The sequence below is a fragment of the Telmatospirillum siberiense genome (assembly GCF_002845745.1).
Classification (GTDB): domain Bacteria; phylum Pseudomonadota; class Alphaproteobacteria; order Rhodospirillales; family Magnetospirillaceae; genus Telmatospirillum; species Telmatospirillum siberiense.
In genome coordinates, this window is sequence record NZ_PIUM01000004.1 from 127,099 (window position 1) to 142,475 (window position 15,377).

Annotated in this window: 15 protein-coding genes and 1 riboswitch; of the genes, 6 read left to right on the forward strand and 9 right to left on the reverse strand. The window is 59.7% G+C overall.

Going from position 1 to position 15,377, the window contains the following annotated elements:
* Nucleotides 1–33: 33 nt before the first annotated feature.
* Complete coding sequence (gene parC / locus CWS72_RS05610) at nucleotides 34–2,256, forward strand: DNA topoisomerase IV subunit A (protein WP_101249597.1); 2,223 nt, start codon at nucleotides 34–36, stop codon at nucleotides 2,254–2,256.
* On the opposite strand, the gene CWS72_RS05615 is transcribed toward parC, so the two are convergent.
* The 3 genes from CWS72_RS05615 to motA all read right to left on the reverse strand — a co-directional run bounded on the left by CWS72_RS05615 (nucleotide 2,249) and on the right by motA (nucleotide 5,205).
* Entirely contained in the window at nucleotides 2,249–3,028 is a 780-nt protein-coding gene (locus CWS72_RS05615) for an arginyltransferase (RefSeq protein WP_101249598.1), read from the reverse strand. The genes parC and CWS72_RS05615 overlap by 8 nt on opposite strands.
* Nucleotides 3,029–3,235: 207 nt before the next feature.
* Nucleotides 3,236–4,324: a flagellar motor protein MotB gene (locus CWS72_RS05620; RefSeq protein WP_101249599.1), complete on the reverse strand. Its 1,089-nt coding sequence runs from the start codon at nucleotides 4,322–4,324 to the stop codon at nucleotides 3,236–3,238.
* Nucleotides 4,325–4,344: 20 nt separating this feature from the next.
* Nucleotides 4,345–5,205, reverse strand: coding sequence for a flagellar motor stator protein MotA (gene motA, locus CWS72_RS05625; protein ID WP_101249600.1), 861 nt, complete (start codon nucleotides 5,203–5,205; stop codon nucleotides 4,345–4,347).
* Nucleotides 5,206–5,408: 203 nt separating this feature from the next.
* On the opposite strand from motA, the gene CWS72_RS05630 reads away from it, so the two are divergent.
* Nucleotides 5,409–5,897, forward strand: coding sequence for a flavin reductase family protein (locus CWS72_RS05630; protein ID WP_101249601.1), 489 nt, complete (start codon nucleotides 5,409–5,411; stop codon nucleotides 5,895–5,897).
* A 119-nt stretch (nucleotides 5,898–6,016) separates the two neighbouring features.
* Entirely contained in the window at nucleotides 6,017–6,628 is a 612-nt protein-coding gene (locus CWS72_RS05635; RefSeq protein ID WP_101249602.1) for a 2-hydroxychromene-2-carboxylate isomerase, read from the forward strand.
* 97 nt (nucleotides 6,629–6,725) lie between these two features.
* Here CWS72_RS05635 and CWS72_RS05640 read toward each other — a convergent pair whose 3' ends face one another.
* On the reverse strand, nucleotides 6,726–7,304 hold the full coding sequence (locus CWS72_RS05640) for a TMEM165/GDT1 family protein (RefSeq protein ID WP_101249603.1): 579 nt from the start codon (nucleotides 7,302–7,304) through the stop codon (nucleotides 6,726–6,728).
* Between the two features lie 8 nt (nucleotides 7,305–7,312).
* Nucleotides 7,313–7,497: riboswitch (yybP-ykoY riboswitch) on the reverse strand.
* 82 nt (nucleotides 7,498–7,579) lie between these two features.
* Between CWS72_RS05640 and CWS72_RS05645 the strand changes: the two genes are divergently transcribed.
* Complete coding sequence (locus CWS72_RS05645; protein WP_101249604.1) at nucleotides 7,580–8,425, forward strand: alpha/beta fold hydrolase; 846 nt, start codon at nucleotides 7,580–7,582, stop codon at nucleotides 8,423–8,425.
* A gap of 163 nt (nucleotides 8,426–8,588) precedes the next feature.
* Nucleotides 8,589–9,746 carry an aldose epimerase family protein gene (locus CWS72_RS05650; RefSeq protein WP_241911598.1) on the forward strand — a complete coding sequence of 386 codons (1,158 nt, stop codon included), beginning with the start codon at nucleotides 8,589–8,591 and terminating at the stop codon, nucleotides 9,744–9,746.
* 227 nt (nucleotides 9,747–9,973) lie between these two features.
* Here the strand turns inward: CWS72_RS05650 and CWS72_RS28030 are convergent, their stop codons facing one another.
* The 4 genes from CWS72_RS28030 to CWS72_RS05665 all read right to left on the reverse strand — a co-directional run bounded on the left by CWS72_RS28030 (nucleotide 9,974) and on the right by CWS72_RS05665 (nucleotide 13,793).
* Nucleotides 9,974–10,603 carry a glutathione S-transferase family protein gene (locus CWS72_RS28030; RefSeq protein ID WP_199175553.1) on the reverse strand — a complete coding sequence of 210 codons (630 nt, stop codon included), beginning with the start codon at nucleotides 10,601–10,603 and terminating at the stop codon, nucleotides 9,974–9,976.
* 42 nt (nucleotides 10,604–10,645) lie between these two features.
* Nucleotides 10,646–11,341, reverse strand: a complete 696-nt coding sequence (locus CWS72_RS28035) for a helix-turn-helix transcriptional regulator (RefSeq protein ID WP_199175554.1) — start codon at nucleotides 11,339–11,341, stop codon at nucleotides 10,646–10,648.
* A 144-nt stretch (nucleotides 11,342–11,485) separates the two neighbouring features.
* Nucleotides 11,486–12,496, reverse strand: coding sequence for a porphobilinogen synthase (hemB, locus tag CWS72_RS05660; protein ID WP_241911599.1), 1,011 nt, complete (start codon nucleotides 12,494–12,496; stop codon nucleotides 11,486–11,488).
* Nucleotides 12,497–12,500: 4 nt separating this feature from the next.
* Nucleotides 12,501–13,793: an O-acetylhomoserine aminocarboxypropyltransferase/cysteine synthase family protein gene (locus CWS72_RS05665; RefSeq protein WP_101249738.1), complete on the reverse strand. Its 1,293-nt coding sequence runs from the start codon at nucleotides 13,791–13,793 to the stop codon at nucleotides 12,501–12,503.
* 259 nt (nucleotides 13,794–14,052) lie between these two features.
* On the opposite strand from CWS72_RS05665, the gene CWS72_RS27360 reads away from it, so the two are divergent.
* Nucleotides 14,053–14,244 carry a DUF6898 family protein gene (locus tag CWS72_RS27360; RefSeq protein ID WP_146002636.1) on the forward strand — a complete coding sequence of 64 codons (192 nt, stop codon included), beginning with the start codon at nucleotides 14,053–14,055 and terminating at the stop codon, nucleotides 14,242–14,244.
* Nucleotides 14,245–14,513: 269 nt separating this feature from the next.
* Here the strand turns inward: CWS72_RS27360 and CWS72_RS05670 are convergent, their stop codons facing one another.
* Nucleotides 14,514–14,978, reverse strand: a complete 465-nt coding sequence (locus CWS72_RS05670) for a Ros/MucR family transcriptional regulator (RefSeq protein WP_101249606.1) — start codon at nucleotides 14,976–14,978, stop codon at nucleotides 14,514–14,516.
* Between the last annotated feature and the right edge of the window lie 399 nt (nucleotides 14,979–15,377).

Here is a 15,377-nt window from a genome sequence, read left to right on the forward strand (position 1 = left end):
ACTAGATGTAGTAATTGGAAGTTGAGGAAGGGTATGACTGAGAGCGCCATCGCCGGCGACGTCAGAGACACGCCGCTCGCCGAGGCTTTGGGTGAGCGTTATCTCGCCTATGCCATGTCGACCATTGTTTCCCGTTCGCTGCCCGACGTGCGCGACGGACTTAAGCCGGTCCATCGCCGGCTTCTCTATGCCATGCAGCAGTTGAAGCTTGATCCGACGGGCGGCTTCAAGAAATGTGCCCGCGTGGTGGGCGACGTCATCGGTAAATACCATCCGCACGGCGATACGGCGGTTTATGACGCCATGGTGCGTTTGGCCCAGGACTTCGCCGTGCGTTATCCGCTGGTCGAGGGACAGGGTAATTTCGGCAATATCGACGGCGATAACGCCGCGGCCATGCGATACACCGAAGCGCGCTTGACCGCTGTCGCCACCGCCCTGATGGACGGTCTCGACGAGGACGCGGTCGATTTCCGTCCGACCTACGACGGCACCGAGGAAGAGCCGGTGGTGATGCCGGCGGCTTTCCCCAATCTGCTGGCCAACGGCTCGTCCGGTATCGCCGTCGGCATGGCGACCAACATTCCGCCGCACAATGTCGGGGAGATCTGCGACGCGCTGATCCATCTGATCGATCATGCCGACTGTCAGGTCGACGATCTGGTGACGTTCCTGCCCGGACCGGATTTTCCCACTGGCGGCGTCCTGGTCGAGAACAAGGAGGCCATTCTCGAGGCCTATCGCACCGGGCGGGGCAGTTTCCGTCTGCGCGCCCGCTGGACGGTCGAGAAACTATCGCACGGGCTCTTCCAGATCATCATCACCGAGGTGCCTTATCAGGTTCAGAAATCGAAACTGATCGAAAAGATCGCCGAACTTCTTGAGGCCAAGAAGCTTCCATTGCTGGCCGACGTGCGTGACGAATCGACGGATGTGGTGCGGGTCGTCCTGGAGCCGCGCAACCGTTCGGTCGAGGCTGAAACCCTGATGGAGCAATTGTTCCGTCAGACCGACCTCGAAGTCCGCGTGTCGCTCAACATGAACGTGCTCGACGCCGATTCGGTGCCGAGGGTGATGTCTTTGAAGGAGGTCCTGCGGGCCTTCCTCGATCATCGCCATGTGGTGCTGACCCGCCGGGCGACCCATCGTCTGGGCAAGATCGAAAAGCGGCTCGAGGTTCTGGAAGGCTTCCTGAAGGCCTACCTCAATCTCGACGAGGTGATCCGCATCATCCGCCACGAGGACGAGCCCAAGCCGGCCCTGATGGCGGCGTTCGAGTTGACGGAGCCGCAGGCCGAGGCGATCCTCAATATGCGGTTGCGTTCCTTGCGCAAGCTCGAGGAAATGGAAATCAAGGGCGAGCACGGCAAGCTGTCGGAGGAACGCGCGGGGCTGAAGTCCCTGCTGGCCGACGAAAGCCTGCGCTGGCGCCGGATCGCCGAGGAAATCGTCGCCATCAAGGGACAATTCGGGACGGATGACCTTCTGGGGCGCCGCCGTACCGAGCTTGGCGATGCGCCGTCGGCCATCGTCGTTCCCATCGAGGCCTTCGTCGAGCGGGAGGATATTACCGTCATTCTCTCCGAAAAGGGCTGGATCCGCGCGGTCAAGGGGCATGCCGACAACCCGGACGACTTCAAGTTCAAAGACGGCGATCAGTTGAAGGCGGCCATTCGCACTCAGACCACAGACAAGATCCTGTTCTTCGCCAGCAATGGGCGCTTCTTCACCATCGGGGGCGACAAATTTCAGCGTGGGCGCGGCCACGGCGAACCATTGCGCCTGATGATCGACTTGCCGAACGACGCCGACATCGTTTCCGCGATGCCTTATCGCGCCGAGACCAGGCTTCTGGTCGCGTCGACCGGCGGCCATGGCTTCCTGGTGAAAAGCGAGGAAGTGTTGGCGCAGACCCGGGCCGGGAAGCAAATCCTCAATCTCGGAGAGGGCGAACGGGCGGCTTTCTGCCTGCCGGTCGAGGGCGATGCTGTCGCCGTCGTCGGGGAAAATCGCAAGCTGCTGGTCTTCATGCAGGACGAAATCCCCGAAATGACCCGTGGACGCGGCGTCATTTTGCAAAAATATCGGGATGGCGGGACGTCCGATATCAAGCTGTTCGTTCTAGCGGACGGGTTGAGCTGGAAGATGGGCGAACGGACACGGACCGAAACCAATCTTCAGCCCTGGCTCGGCAAGCGGGCCACCGTCGGCCGGATGCCGCCGACCGGCTTTCCCCGCGACAATAAGTTCACCTGAGGGCGTGGGATGGATGGATGGGTGGGGGGCCGTCGTGATCGGCCTCGCCATCCAGCTTCAGCAACCGCCAGCCGCCGGGCACGAACGCCTCCAGGGGCATGAAGCGGGCCTTGTAGGACATCTTCGAGCTGTCGGCGATCCAATAGCCCAGATAAACGTAAGGCAGTCCCAGGCGGTGCGATTCTTCGATCAGCCAAAGGATCATATAGCTGCCGAGACTGGCCGCTTGGGATTCCGGATCATAGAAGCTGTAGACGGCCGACAGCCCGTCGCTCATGTGGTCGGTCAGAACCACGGCCTTGAGCTGGTTGTCGGCGCCGCGAAATTCGACGAGGAAGGTATCGATGGGACTGTCTTCGACCATCGAGCGATAGTCGTAAAATCCCATGAGGGCCATATCACCGCCGGCATGCCGGGATTCCTGATAGCGGGAGAATAGCCGGTATTGCTCGGCCGTCGCCCGGGCCGGGGACTGGCGGATCTGCAAACCGGCGTTCATCTTGACGATACGGCGCATCGTCCGCCGGGGCTGGAAATCATCGACCAGGATGCGAACCGGGACGCAGGCGTTGCAGCCGGGACAGGCTGGCGTATAGGCGATCGAATGGCTGCGGCGGAAGCCGGCGCGCGACAGCGCCTCATGCAGGGCTTCGGCGTCCGGACCTGATAGTTCCGTGACGATCTTGCGCTCCAACCTGCCCTGCAGATATGGGCAGGGCAGAGGTGCGGTGGTGAAGAAGAAATGCGGACGCTTGAGCGGAATGTGATCCATATGTCCGGTTCGTCTCCGTCCTGGCCCCGTCGGTCTTTACTATCCTGCGATTCGCGGCCCGCGTAAATGTTATCAGGCGGCCTTGTCCCGAGACAACGACTTCAAGATTGATAGCTTGGACGAAACTCGCGTTCGCGCCAAGACTGCCATGAGGCTTAAAGCCGGGTGGAATGGGGATCGCCGATCCTCAATCCCGCCCGGCCAAGATCAGGGCTGCGGGCCGGTCGCCGGTTTCGGCGGCGGCGGCAGGGCCTGTCCGGGAGCGGGCGGAGCCGCGCTCCGCAATTGTTCAGGCAGAACGCCCGATTTCGCCGCATCCGGTGTTACCGTTACCGTCGGCGGAGGTTGGGTGTCACGCAAGAGGACGATGGTGATGCGCCGGTTCCGCGCATTGGCCGGATCGTTTGGCGCCAGCGGATCCATGTCGGCGCGTCCGACCACCCGATCGACCCGGTCGGCAGGCACCCCCGAGGCAAGCAGCGTACGGCGGGTCGCCAGGGCACGGTCGGCGGAAAGCTCCCAGTTGGTGTAACCCGATCCCGGCCCGCCGGGGAAGGGGGTCGAATCGGTATGTCCGGAAATGGAGATCTTCTCGGGCAGTTGCTTGACCACGCGGGACACCATGTCGAGCAGCGCACGCGTGTGCCCGTACATGTCGGGCGATCCCCGCGGGAACATCGCCAGGCCGTCCTGGTCGACGATCTGGATGCGCAGACCCTCCGGGGTGTTATCCACCATCAGGCTGTCAGCCATTTTGCGGAGTTCGGGGATCGAATTGATGGCTTTTTGCAGGGATTCCTGGGCGCGTTCGAACTGCTGCTGCTCGCGTTGCGCGTTGGCCTGGATGATCTGCTGCTCGGTCAGCGCCTTGGCCTGACCTTGGCCTTGCGCATCGGCTTTGCCGGCGGACTGGCCTCCCTGGCCTTCACCGGCTCCTTCATCGCCCCCCTCCTTGGGATCTGTCAGGGCGTCCCCCCCCTGTCCAATGGTCGGAGGCGGCAGCGAGAGGGTGAAGCTGGGCGTCGTCCCGTTGGAGGACATCGATCCTTCGCCAACCACCTTGCCGCCCAACATGCCGCCGGCTCCGCTCTTGGAACTGGAGACCGTGGTCGGGGCGAAATAGTCCGCGACCCCTTGAAGTTGCTCCTCCGTTACCGCGTTCAGCAGCCAGAGAAGCAAAAAGAAGGCCATCATCGCCGTCACGAAATCGGCATAGGCGACCTTCCAGGCGCCACCGTGATGACCGGCGTGGCCCTTCTTGATGCGCTTGATGATGATCGGTTGTTGTTCGGCCATGGGCTGAGCTTAAGACCGGTTCAATCTGGAGGCAGATTGGTGACGGTCTCTTCTACCTCCATAAAACTGGGGCGGATGTGCGGCGGTAGGGTCTTGCGGCCGAATTCGATGGAAACCTGCGGCGCATAACCCATCATATGGGCGAGCAGGCAGCTCTTGATGCACATCAGATAGTCGGTCTCGGCCTTGTAGACGAGATCCAGATTGCGGCCGAAGGGGGCGAAGAAACCGTAGGACAACAGCACGCCCATGAAGGTACCGCACAAGGCGGCGCCGATCAGATGGCCCAACACCTCGGGGGGTTCGGTAATCGAACCCATGGTGTGGATGACGCCCAGCACGGCGGCGACGATGCCCAGTGCCGGCATGGCATCGGCCATCAGGGTGATGGCATCGGCGATCATGGCGATTTCGTGGTGGTGCGATTCGATCTCGGCGTCGATGACCGCCTCGACCTCGTGGGCGTTGTTCGTGCCCAGGGTGAGAAGACGCAGATAGTCGCAAAGGAATTCGAGCGTGTGGTGATCCGCCGAGAAGTTCGGAAACTTCTGGAACAGCGAGCTGTCGTCGGGCTTTTCCACATGGCTTTCGAGCGCCAGGTCACCCTTGGTCTTCGCCAGCTTGAACAGCGAATAAAGCAAGCTCAGCAGTTCGAGATAGGACGCCTTGTTGTGCCGCGATCCCTTGAGCATGGTGACCATGGCCTTGCCGAAGCCGAGGACGACGTTCTTGGGATTGCCGATGATGAAGGAGCCGAATGCCGCTCCTAGAATGATGAGCCATTCGAAGGGTTGGATCAGAACCCCGATTTCGCCGCCATTGCCGATATAGCCGCCAAGGACGGAGATAAGCACCACTGCAGTGCCAACAATTACGAACATCCGCTACCCCTGTCGCGCCGCATTGACCGGCGTGCCCCTTACCATACGAACGATGCTATAATTCGAGCATCCTGTCGCCAGTCAACAACATTAGTCATAAAAAAAGGTTAAGTGACTCGCATTTGGCCATGACGGGAAATTTGATAGCCCCTCCCTGTTTGTTGTATTAGTCTGGCTCTCGACATGCAAGGACTGGTGTCATAATGAGCTTCAATCCCCGCACATTTCGGAATGCCTTAGGTTGTTTTCCGACCGGCGTGACAATCGTCACGTCCTTGAAAGAAGACGGTGCTCCGATAGGGGTTACAATTAGCTCTTTTAGCTCTCTTTCACTCTCTCCTCCACTGGTTCTGTTTTGTTTGGACGACAGGAACAGTGAGCTGGACTCTTTCTTGCGGGCCGGGCATTTCGCGATCAATGTGCTGAGCGACGCGCAGCAGGATCTTTCGGATCGTTTCGCCAGCCGCAAAAGCGGAAAATGGGACGGTGTTTCCTGGGAGCCTTGGAACAGCGGGGTTCCCATCCTGAATGGTTGCCTTGCCAATTTCGAATGTGCGCTCGTTGCCGTTCATGATGGGGGGGATCACCGGATCTTCGTCGGACAGGTCGAGCGCATGCGCCAATCCGAGGAGGGAAAACCCTTGATTTACTGGAGAGGAAACTACGTCGGCTTGTCCGATTCTCTCAGTTGATCTTATTGCGTGCAAATTTAAGTATGAAAATCACCCTTTGGTTTATAAGGGAAAGGCGTGGCTTGCTTTCCGTTTAACGTTACAATGCCGTGGCGCGGTCACGGACGTGGGGCGGATTCATGGTAAGCGTCGTCGAATATTTTTTCGCGCTCAATTCACCTTGGAGTTACCTGGGGAGCGCGAGGCTTGCGGCAATAGCGGCCAAGCGCGGAGCGCAGGTCGCCGTACGGCCGATCAAGCTGGGGGCGGTCTTCTCCGAAACCGGCGGAGTTCCCCTTGCCAAGCGATCCTCGGAGCGGCAAGCCTACCGGTTGGTGGAATTGCAGCGTTGGAGCCGCTATCTCGATTTGCCCCTGATTCTTGAGCCTCGGTATTTTCCCGCCGATGAAACGGCTGCGGCCCATCTGGTCATCGCCGCCGAAAGCGCTGGCTTTGACGCCTTGGCGCTGGCCGGCGCGATCGGAGCCGCCCTATGGAACCGCAATCAGAATATCGCCGACTGGGCCGTCCTCGACGAGACGTCGCTGGAACTCGGCATCGACGTCGAGGATCTGCGCCAGCGCTTTTCTCCCGAGGAACTCAGCCGTACGCACGACGCCAATACCCGGGCAGCCCTGGATAAAGGGATTTTCGGCGTGCCGGCCTATGTGCTGAATGGCGAGGTGTTCTGGGGCCAGGACCGGCTGGACTTCCTCGACCGGGCCTTGGCCTCCATCCGCAACGATATGTGAAATCAACGGGCCAGCGAGCGAAAGCCCGAGGGTTTCGGAGAAACCCGCCCGGCGCTTGAGGGCAGCGGTGATCGGTTCAGATCACCGCAACATGGTATCAGTGGAAATATGGCAGCATTGCCCGGCCCAGGAAGATCAGGCCGATCAGGCAGAAGATGATCGCCGCGCCCTTTTGCAAGGCGGCCACGGGCAGGCGATTGGCAAAAGCCCTGCCGAGCAGCACCGCCGGCGTGTTGGCGATCATCAGGCCCGCCGTCGATCCCGCGACCACCGCCACCAGATTGGGATAGGCCGCGGCAAGGGCGAGGGTGGCGATCTGGGTCTTGTCCCCCATCTCGGCCAGGAAGAAGGCCGTCAGGGTGGCGAGGAACGCCCCCGTTCCGCTCTTTTGCAGGGATTCGTCCTCATCCAACCGGTCGGGCTTCAGGGCCCACAAGGCCATGACGATCATGCCAAGGCCCACGACCAGATCCAGCCAGAAGGGTGTCAGCAATCGGCCGAACCAGGTGCCGACCAATCCCGCCGCGGCATGGTTGGCGATCGTCGCGCAGAGAATTCCGGCGAGGATCGGCCAGGGACGTCGAAATCGCGCGGCAAGCAACAGCGACAGCAGCTGAGTGCGATCACCCATCTCGGCGATGCCGACGGTAGAGAGGGATATCAGGAATGCTTCCAAGAGAGGATACCTTGTGGGCGGAGACAAAGACCACGGCCGATCCCCGCCGCCGCCCGGCCGTAAGGAATCCGCCGTTGGTCTCGCCAGGCCCGGTGGGCTCCGCGCGCCATGACGTCCATCAGCGAAGATGGACGGTCAAGGATGTTGACGCGCGGCCCGACCAAAAGTTCGTCGGGCGGCTACTCCCCAAAGGAGCAGCGTTCTTACATTGCTTTTGGCGTGCTGGCAATGGACGATCATGGAAATCTCGTCGTTTCGGAAAAAGGAAGTCGGCGATGCTGCGCAAATATCTTCCCGTTCTCGGATTGCATGGGTTTCACCGGCTGGCTTACCGGGAGTGGGGCGATCCGGCCAATCCGAAGCTGTTGCTCTGCGTTCACGGTCTTACCCGTTGCGGCGGCGACTTCGATCATCTGGCCCGGAGGCTCGCCTCGACTTGGCGGGTGGTCTGCCCGGATATGCCGGGCAGGGGGGACAGCGAATGGTTGCCGGTCAAAAGCGACTATGCCGTTCCCACCTATCTGGCCGATTGTGCCGCTCTGATCGCGCGCCTCGGCGTGGATACGGTCGACTGGCTGGGGACATCCATGGGGGGAATCATCGGCATTCATCTGGCCGCCATGCCCGGCAGTCCCATCCGCCGACTGATCCTCAACGATATCGGCCCGTTCATTCCTGCCGCCGGCTTGCGCCGGATCGGCGTGGCCGTCGGGTCCGATCCCCATTTCAGCGACCGGACCCAGGCACTGTCTTTTCTTCAGACCGCCATGGCGAGCTTCGGTATTCACCAGGCCGAGCATTGGCAGCATATGCTCGATATCAGCACGCGACCGGATGGCGCTGGCGGCTTGCGGCTTCATTACGATCCCGGATTGGCCGAGGGTTTTCACCAGTCGGTTTCCTCCGACATTGAATTCTGGGCGGCGTGGGACGCTCTTGCCTGTCCCGTTTTGACGTTGCGGGGAGTCGAATCGGATATCCTGCTGCCCGAAACCGCCCGGGAAATGACGGCCCGCGGACCGAAAGCCCGGTTGGTGGAATTCGCCGGATGCGGTCATGCGCCAGCCCTGATGGAGCCGGAGCAAATCGCCGTGATTGAGAAATGGTTGAACGATGAATAGGCAAGCTTGTTCAAATTGGTCTGGCCACAAAGTGGCCTGACCATTGCCGGCGATGAAATCGCGGGGTATCCTTCCCAATGCCATGGTCTTTGGCGAGGCGCTCAGGCGATCCGGGCAGACCTTTCGGATCGTCGGCCAACAAATATTGTTAGGGGAACGGAAATTGCGAAATCTTGCCACATTCGGAACGGCCTGCATTATCGGTTCAACATTGGCGTTGGCGACTTCGGCGTTCGCCGCCTCGGGAGAGGGCAAGGCCTATGTCGACTTGGACCGCGCCAAATTCCAGAAGGATGTCGACGGTAAGCCGGTCGACCTCTACACCATCAAGAACAAGAAAGGCATGGTGGTAAAGGTCACCAACTACGGCGCCCGGGTCGAGCAGATCCTTGTTCCCGACCGGCACGGCAAACTGGGCGACGTTGTGCTGGGCTATGAATCGATCGATCAGGTGATGAATGGTCAGGCATCGATGAATGCGTTCATCGGCCGCTATGCCAACCGTGTCGCCAAGGGCAAGTTCACCCTGAACGGGCAGGACTACCAACTGAACATCAATAATCCGCCGAACACGCTGCATGGCGGACAGAAGGGGTCGCGTTTCGTCGTTTTCGATGCCCATCAGATCAACGATTCGACGATCGAGATGTCCTATACCTACAAGGATGGCGAGGAAAACTTCCCCGGCACGCTGCCATCTCGCGTCATCTACAAGGTCACCGACGGCAATGCCCTGGAAATTTCCTATGAAGCGGTGGCCGCCGACAAGCCGACGATCGTCAACTTCACCAGCCATCTCTTCGTCAATCTGGCCGGCAAGGGCGATATCCTCGACCATTTGCTGACCATCCCCGCCGACGCCATCACGCCGGTCGATGCCACCTTGATCACCACCGGGGAATTCCGTCCGGTCCAGGGAACGCCGATGGACTTTACCAAACCGGTGAAGATCGGCGCGCGCATCGCCGCCGATTACGACCAGATCAAATATGGTCCCGGCTACGACGTGAACTATGTGGTCAACAAGAAAGGGCAGGAACTGAGTCTGTCGGCCCGTGTCGTCGAGCCGACATCCGGCCGCGTTCTTGAAATCTATTCCACCGAGCCGGGGATTCAGTTCTATTCCGGCAATTTCCTGGAAGGAAAGGCACCCCGTGACGTCGGCAAGGGTGGCCAAGTCTACAATGTGCACGCGGCTTTCTCTCTGGAACCGCAGCATTTTCCCGATTCTGTCAACAAGCCGAACTTCCCATCGACCGTGTTGAACGCCGGGGATTGGTACAAGGGCAAGATCGTCTATAAATTCGGCGTGCAGAAGTAGTTTTTCGATCGCCCTTTCAAGGGTGCGTCAGCTTGAAGGCCGCGGAAGGGTGTCCGCGGCCTTTTTTTAGAGCGCGTTGCGTTTAGATTGAATCGCGCTCGTTAGCCCGAGCGGCGTTTGAGCATTTGAAAAAACGGAGTTTTTTTCAGCGTCACGCAAACCTATAGCAGTTCAAGCGAAGCGCGAACTGCTATAGGTTTGCCGCTATAGCGGAATATGCGCCCTTATCAGGCGTCGGCCCGTTCCATTGCCAGTCTCTCGATCTGGGCCAGGGCGCGTTTCCGTGCCGGTCTTTCCTTGAGCCCATTCCAATAGGCTTCGAATTCCGGGCGCTTGTCGATTTCATCAAACTGCATGGCCCAGCCCAGCATCGAGCCGACATAGACGTCGGCGGCGCTGAAGGTGGGACCGGCGATATAGCGCCGGTTGGCGACGGCCTTCGCCAGAACCTCCACGGTCTGGGCGTAACAGCCATAGCCGAAGCGCCCCCAAAGTTCGAGGGTGCCGGGATCCCAGCCGGCCGAACGGTTCATAATCGCCGGTTCGACGCAGGCGGCCGCGAAAAACAGCCAGCGATAATATTCGCCGCGGTCCTGGGGCGGCGGAGCCAGATCCGCCAGGGGAAAGGCATCGGCGAGATAGGCGCAGATGGCCGCGGATTCGGTGACCACCGTCCCGCCGTGGCGGAGCGCAGGGACCTTGCCCATGGGATTGATGGCAAGAAAATCCGGTGATTTCATCGTCGTTCCGAATTCCTTGACCTCAATGCGGTAGGGGACGCCGATTTCTTCAAGCATCCAATGGACGATGGCGCTTCGCGAACGCGGGTGGGTATAGAAGGTGAGGGTGTCGATCATTTCGCTCTCCTTGTCCGGGGTGACCTGGAGGCGTTTATAGACTCACATACTGTCAGAATCTGGCAGTATGTTCTGTTGCCGCCACTCCTTCATCAGAGCGGCGCGCCGGCGGGGATAACGTTCCGGCAGAAGGTCAGCCGCCTCGATTCGATCGATGCGGAAGTGGCGGAAATCCTGGCGCAATTCGCACCAGGCGACGAGGATGCGGGTCGATTCAAAGAAGCCGAGCGTGATCGGCCAAACGGTTCTTTGGCTAAGCAAGCCTTTTTCGTCCCGGTAGGCCATGGAGAGTTTGCGCTCTTCGCGTAGAAGCCTGCGCAGATCCTTCAGATCGACCGATTGTGTCCGTTCCCAGCCCGGGCCGACCAACAATGCGTCGTCTTGCAGACGGTGGCGTAAATCGGAGGGCAAAACGGCGGAAATTTTGGCGATGGCGTTGCGGGCCGCTTCGGCCAAGGCCTTATCGGTACGCTTGCCGACCCAACGGGCACCCAGCGCCAGCGCCTCGATTTCCTCTTCCGAGAACATCAGGGGCGGCAACAGGAAGCCGGGACGCAATATGTAACCGACGCCGGGCTCACCCTCGATTTCAGCCCCCATGGCCTGCAAGGCGGCGATGTCGCGATAGAGGGTTCGCAGTGAAATGCCGGCTGTCCGCGCCAGGTCGGCGCCGCTCACGGGGCAGCGGTGACGGCGGAGGATCTGCAAAAGATCGAAGAGACGATGGATGCGCGACATCGACGTTCCCTATGGCTTGCTGCCATATTCTGGCAGTTAGTCATCGGCACGGCAATTCTTGCGTCACGCGAAACAAAAATGCCTCCAGGGCGGTGCCCGGGAAGCATTTTGTTTGGCAAGAGAAGGGGACTGTCGCCGAGGGGCTCAGCCCCGCTTGAGCAGTTTCGCCGCCTCGACGGCGAAGTAGGTCAGAACGCCATCGGCACCGGCCCGCTTGAAGGCCATCAGGCTTTCCATCATGACCTTGTCGTTATCCAGCCAGCCATTGTTGATGGCGGCCTTCAGCATGGCGTATTCACCGCTCACCTGATAGGCGAAGGTCGGCACGGCAAAGGTTTCCCTGACCCGGCGCACGATATCCAGGTAGGGCATGCCGGGCTTGACCATGACCATGTCCGCCCCTTCCTGGAGGTCCATGGCGACTTCGCGCAGCGCTTCGTCGCTGTTGGCCGGATCCATCTGATAGGTCTTCTTGTTGCCGCCCTTGAGGGCGACGTTGGAGCCCAAGGCGTCACGGAACGGACCATAGAAGGCCGAGGCATATTTGGCGGCGTAGGACATGATCTGCACATGGATCAGGCCGGCGTCGTCCAGGGTCTTGCGGATGGCCTTGATCCGACCGTCCATCATGTCGGAAGGGGCAATGACGTCGCAGCCGGCCTGGGCCTGGACGAGGGCCTGGCGACAGAGGACATCGACGCTTTCGTCATTGACGACATAGTCGTCGACGACGAGGCCGTCGTGACCGTCGCTGTTGAACGGATCCAAGGCGACGTCACAGACGACGCCGAGATCGGGATAGGCCTTTTTGAGTGCGCGCACCGCCCGGCAGACGAGATTGTCGGGATTGACCGCCTCGCGCGCATCGGGAGTCTTCAGTTCGGCGGCGACGGATGGAAAGAGAGCGACGGCCGGGATGTCGAGATCCCTGGCTTCGCCCACGGCCTCGACCAGGGTGTCGAGCGAATAGCGCACGACACCGGGCATGGAGGGGACCGGAACATGCTGGCCGCTGCCTTCAGTGACGAAGACGGGCCAGATCAGGTCGGCAGTGGTGAGAACATTTTCCGCGACCAATCGCCGCGACCATGAGTCGCGGCGATTGCGGCGGAGGCGAGTCTGGGGAAAGCTCCCCGCGACGAGCGGTCCGAACACTTTGTTATGCGGCCTCCAGAGCCTGGGTGAGATCGGCGAGGATGTCGTCGATATGTTCAATGCCAATGGAAAGCCGAACATACCCCTCGGTGACCCCGGTCGCCAACTGATCTTCCTTCGAAAGTTGGGAATGGGTGGTGCTGGCCGGATGGATGGCCAGGCTGCGGGCGTCACCGATGTTGGCAACATGGTAGAAAAGCTGAAGAGCGTTGATGAAGCGCTTGCCCGCCTCGATGCCGTCCTTCAGCTCGAAGCCGACCAGGGCGCCGTACCCGCCCTTCAGTACCGCGTCGGCCCTCCTCCGGGCCTCTCCGGTCTGCAAGGAGGGGTGGATGACCTTGGTGACCTTGGGATGCTTGCTCAGATAGTCGGCGACGGCCAGCGCGTTGCGATTATGTTCGCGGATGCGCAGCGGCAGGGTTTCCAGGCCTTGGATGGTCTGGAAGGCGTTGAACGGGCTGGCGGCCGCGCCGATGTCGCGCAGCAGGATGACCCGGGCACGCAGGATGTAGGCAATGGGGCCGAGAGGCTTTACCGCCTGGGTCCATACGGCGCCGTGATAGCTGGGATCGGGCTGGTTCAGCAGGGGGAAGCGATCGGCATGCTTTTCCCAATCGAATTTTCCGGAATCGACGATGATGCCACCGATCGAGGTGCCATGGCCGCCGATATATTTGGTGGTCGAATAGACGACGATGGAGGCGCCATGGTCGATGGGGCGCGCGATGATCGGCGCCGCCGTGTTGTCGACGATCAGGGGGACGCCCAACTCATTGCCGATTTTCGCAACTTCGGCGATGGGGAAGACCTGAAGTTTGGGATTGGGCAGGGTTTCGGCGTAATAGGCTTTGGTTTTCGAATCGGTGGCGCGGCGGAAGTTTTCGGGGTCGGAAGGATCGACGAAACGCGCCTCGATGCCGAACTGCTTGAAGGTATTGGCGAAAAGATTCCAGGTGCCGCCGTAGAGATCGGTCGAGGTGACGAAATTATCGCCGGCCTGGGCGACGTTCAAAATGGAGAAGGTGCTGGCCGCCTGTCCCGAGGCGACGGCCAGGGCGGCAACGCCGCCGTCGAGGGCCGCGACGCGCTTTTCCAGGACATCGTTGGTCGGATTCATGATGCGGGTATAGATGTTGCCAAGTTCGGCCAAGCCAAAAAGATTGGCGGCCTGCTCGGTGTCCCGAAACTGATAGGACGTGGTCTGATAGATCGGCACGGCGACGGCATTGGTCGCGGGGTCCGCGCGGTAACCTTCATGCAGGACCAAAGTTTCGGGATGGCGACTGGCGATGCTCATGAATTGGTACCCCCTTTTCAGTTTGCCGGATGGCTTTAAGTCGCATCCCTTTTCGTTGATGTGGGGCGACTTGGCCTTGCGAAATGGCAGGGCCTGAGCAAACACCGATCCAGATTGGGTGTCAAGATGAACTGCTCAGTAAATTTGTAAAAAGATAAAATAATACATTATTAATACGTATTATATAGTTGGCCACTTTCCGTGGCGCACCAATGCCGCTATATGTCTGTGGCATCATATTTCGAACGGGAGTGACGGAGTGGGGCGGCAACCTGACTTGGATGAGGTCTTGATCGAATTCCGGCGCATCGGTAATTCGGTGAAGGTGTCGGCGATCGAACCGGTCACCAATACCGAGGTCTCCATTGTCGGTCCGGCTACGGCTGGAGAGCACGCGCTCAGGATGGCCGCGATCCAGAAACTGCGCTATGTGCTGGCCAAAAAGGGGTAGCCGGCGCCAGCGCTATCGGATTCGTGCATCTTTGTCGTTTTATCAGTGCGGTGGCACCGGCGTCCCTGCCGATGATCCTGATTAAAGTCCAAGTGTCATTGCGAGGAGCGAAGCGACGCGGCAATCTCGACTGCCCTGGACTGCTTCTCCGCGCTCGCAGTGACGGCATTATCTCCGCACTCCAAGCGAAAGGCCGCGTCTTTAACGAGCGCGGCCTTTGAAATTCACGGCGTTCAATCAGGTATGAACCACGGAAGAGGGTGGTTCGATCAGCGACCGCGCGGCCGACGGGTCTTCTTTTCGCTGCTCTCGTCTTCACCGGCCTTGCGGCCGAGGCCTATCTTCTTGGCGAAGTCCGAACGCTGCGCGGCGTAATTTGGCGCCACCATCGGGTAGTCTGGCGGCAGACCCCACCTTGCCCGGTATTCATCGGGAGTCATATTGTAGGTGGTGCGAAGATGACGCTTCAGCATCTTCAACTTTTTGCCATCTTCCAGACAGACGATGTAATCCGGTGTTACGGATTTTTTTACCGGCACGGCTGGCCGCGGAGCCTCGACCTTAACTTCCGGCGTCTGGCCGTCCAACTGGTTCAAAGAATTGAAGACAGTATGAATGACCTCGGGGATTTGTCCTGCCGGCAGAGGGTTCTTGCTCACATAGGCGGCGACGACGTCAACTGCCATGCGAAGGATGTCATCGTGCGAAATCTTCTCAGCGTTAGCTTCACTCATTTTGCCACGACCTGATACTAGAACACCGAATGCTCCAACTAATCGCATGGTGTGAGTCGGGTGTCAATGGAAAACGCACATGATAGAATACTGATTTCTTTCACGGAGTGTCGAAACCAATAAAAAGATCGCGGAAGATCGTTACGGATACGGCTCTGCTCAGTATTTTCGCGGCCTGTTGACTTGTCAGCAGAGGTCCGACCATGGACCATGAGTCGAAATCGTATGCCTGTGGGGAATTGGTCAGGCGGCCTTATCTGTAAGTAGTAATAAAATTTTTCTGGTTAATGCCCGGGGTATGATTGCCGACCCGTGATTGCCCGAGCGATTGTGGTCCATTGGCAAGGCGGTGCGACATATGGTATCAAACGGCGGTCTTAATCCATTGAGCGATCTGCG

Excerpts from the sequence above, each read along its gene's own strand:
- CWS72_RS05645 (WP_101249604.1), top strand. The coding sequence starts at position 7,580 with ATGCTGCGCAAATATCTTCCCGTTCTCGGATTGCATGGGTTTCACCGG.
- CWS72_RS05620 (WP_101249599.1), bottom strand. The coding sequence starts at position 4,324 with ATGGCCGAACAACAACCGATCATCATCAAGCGCATCAAGAAGGGCCAC.
- CWS72_RS28030 (WP_199175553.1), bottom strand. The coding sequence starts at position 10,603 with ATGATCGACACCCTCACCTTCTATACCCACCCGCGTTCGCGAAGCGCC.
- CWS72_RS05630 (WP_101249601.1), top strand. The coding sequence starts at position 5,409 with ATGAGCTTCAATCCCCGCACATTTCGGAATGCCTTAGGTTGTTTTCCG.
- CWS72_RS05670 (WP_101249606.1), bottom strand. The coding sequence starts at position 14,978 with ATGAGTGAAGCTAACGCTGAGAAGATTTCGCACGATGACATCCTTCGC.
- CWS72_RS05615 (WP_101249598.1), bottom strand. The coding sequence starts at position 3,028 with ATGGATCACATTCCGCTCAAGCGTCCGCATTTCTTCTTCACCACCGCA.
- CWS72_RS28035 (WP_199175554.1), bottom strand. The coding sequence starts at position 11,341 with ATGTCGCGCATCCATCGTCTCTTCGATCTTTTGCAGATCCTCCGCCGT.
- CWS72_RS05635 (WP_101249602.1), top strand. The coding sequence starts at position 6,017 with ATGGTAAGCGTCGTCGAATATTTTTTCGCGCTCAATTCACCTTGGAGT.
- motA (WP_101249600.1), bottom strand. The coding sequence starts at position 5,205 with ATGTTCGTAATTGTTGGCACTGCAGTGGTGCTTATCTCCGTCCTTGGC.
- parC (WP_101249597.1), top strand. The coding sequence starts at position 34 with ATGACTGAGAGCGCCATCGCCGGCGACGTCAGAGACACGCCGCTCGCC.
- CWS72_RS05665 (WP_101249738.1), bottom strand. The coding sequence starts at position 13,793 with ATGAGCATCGCCAGTCGCCATCCCGAAACTTTGGTCCTGCATGAAGGT.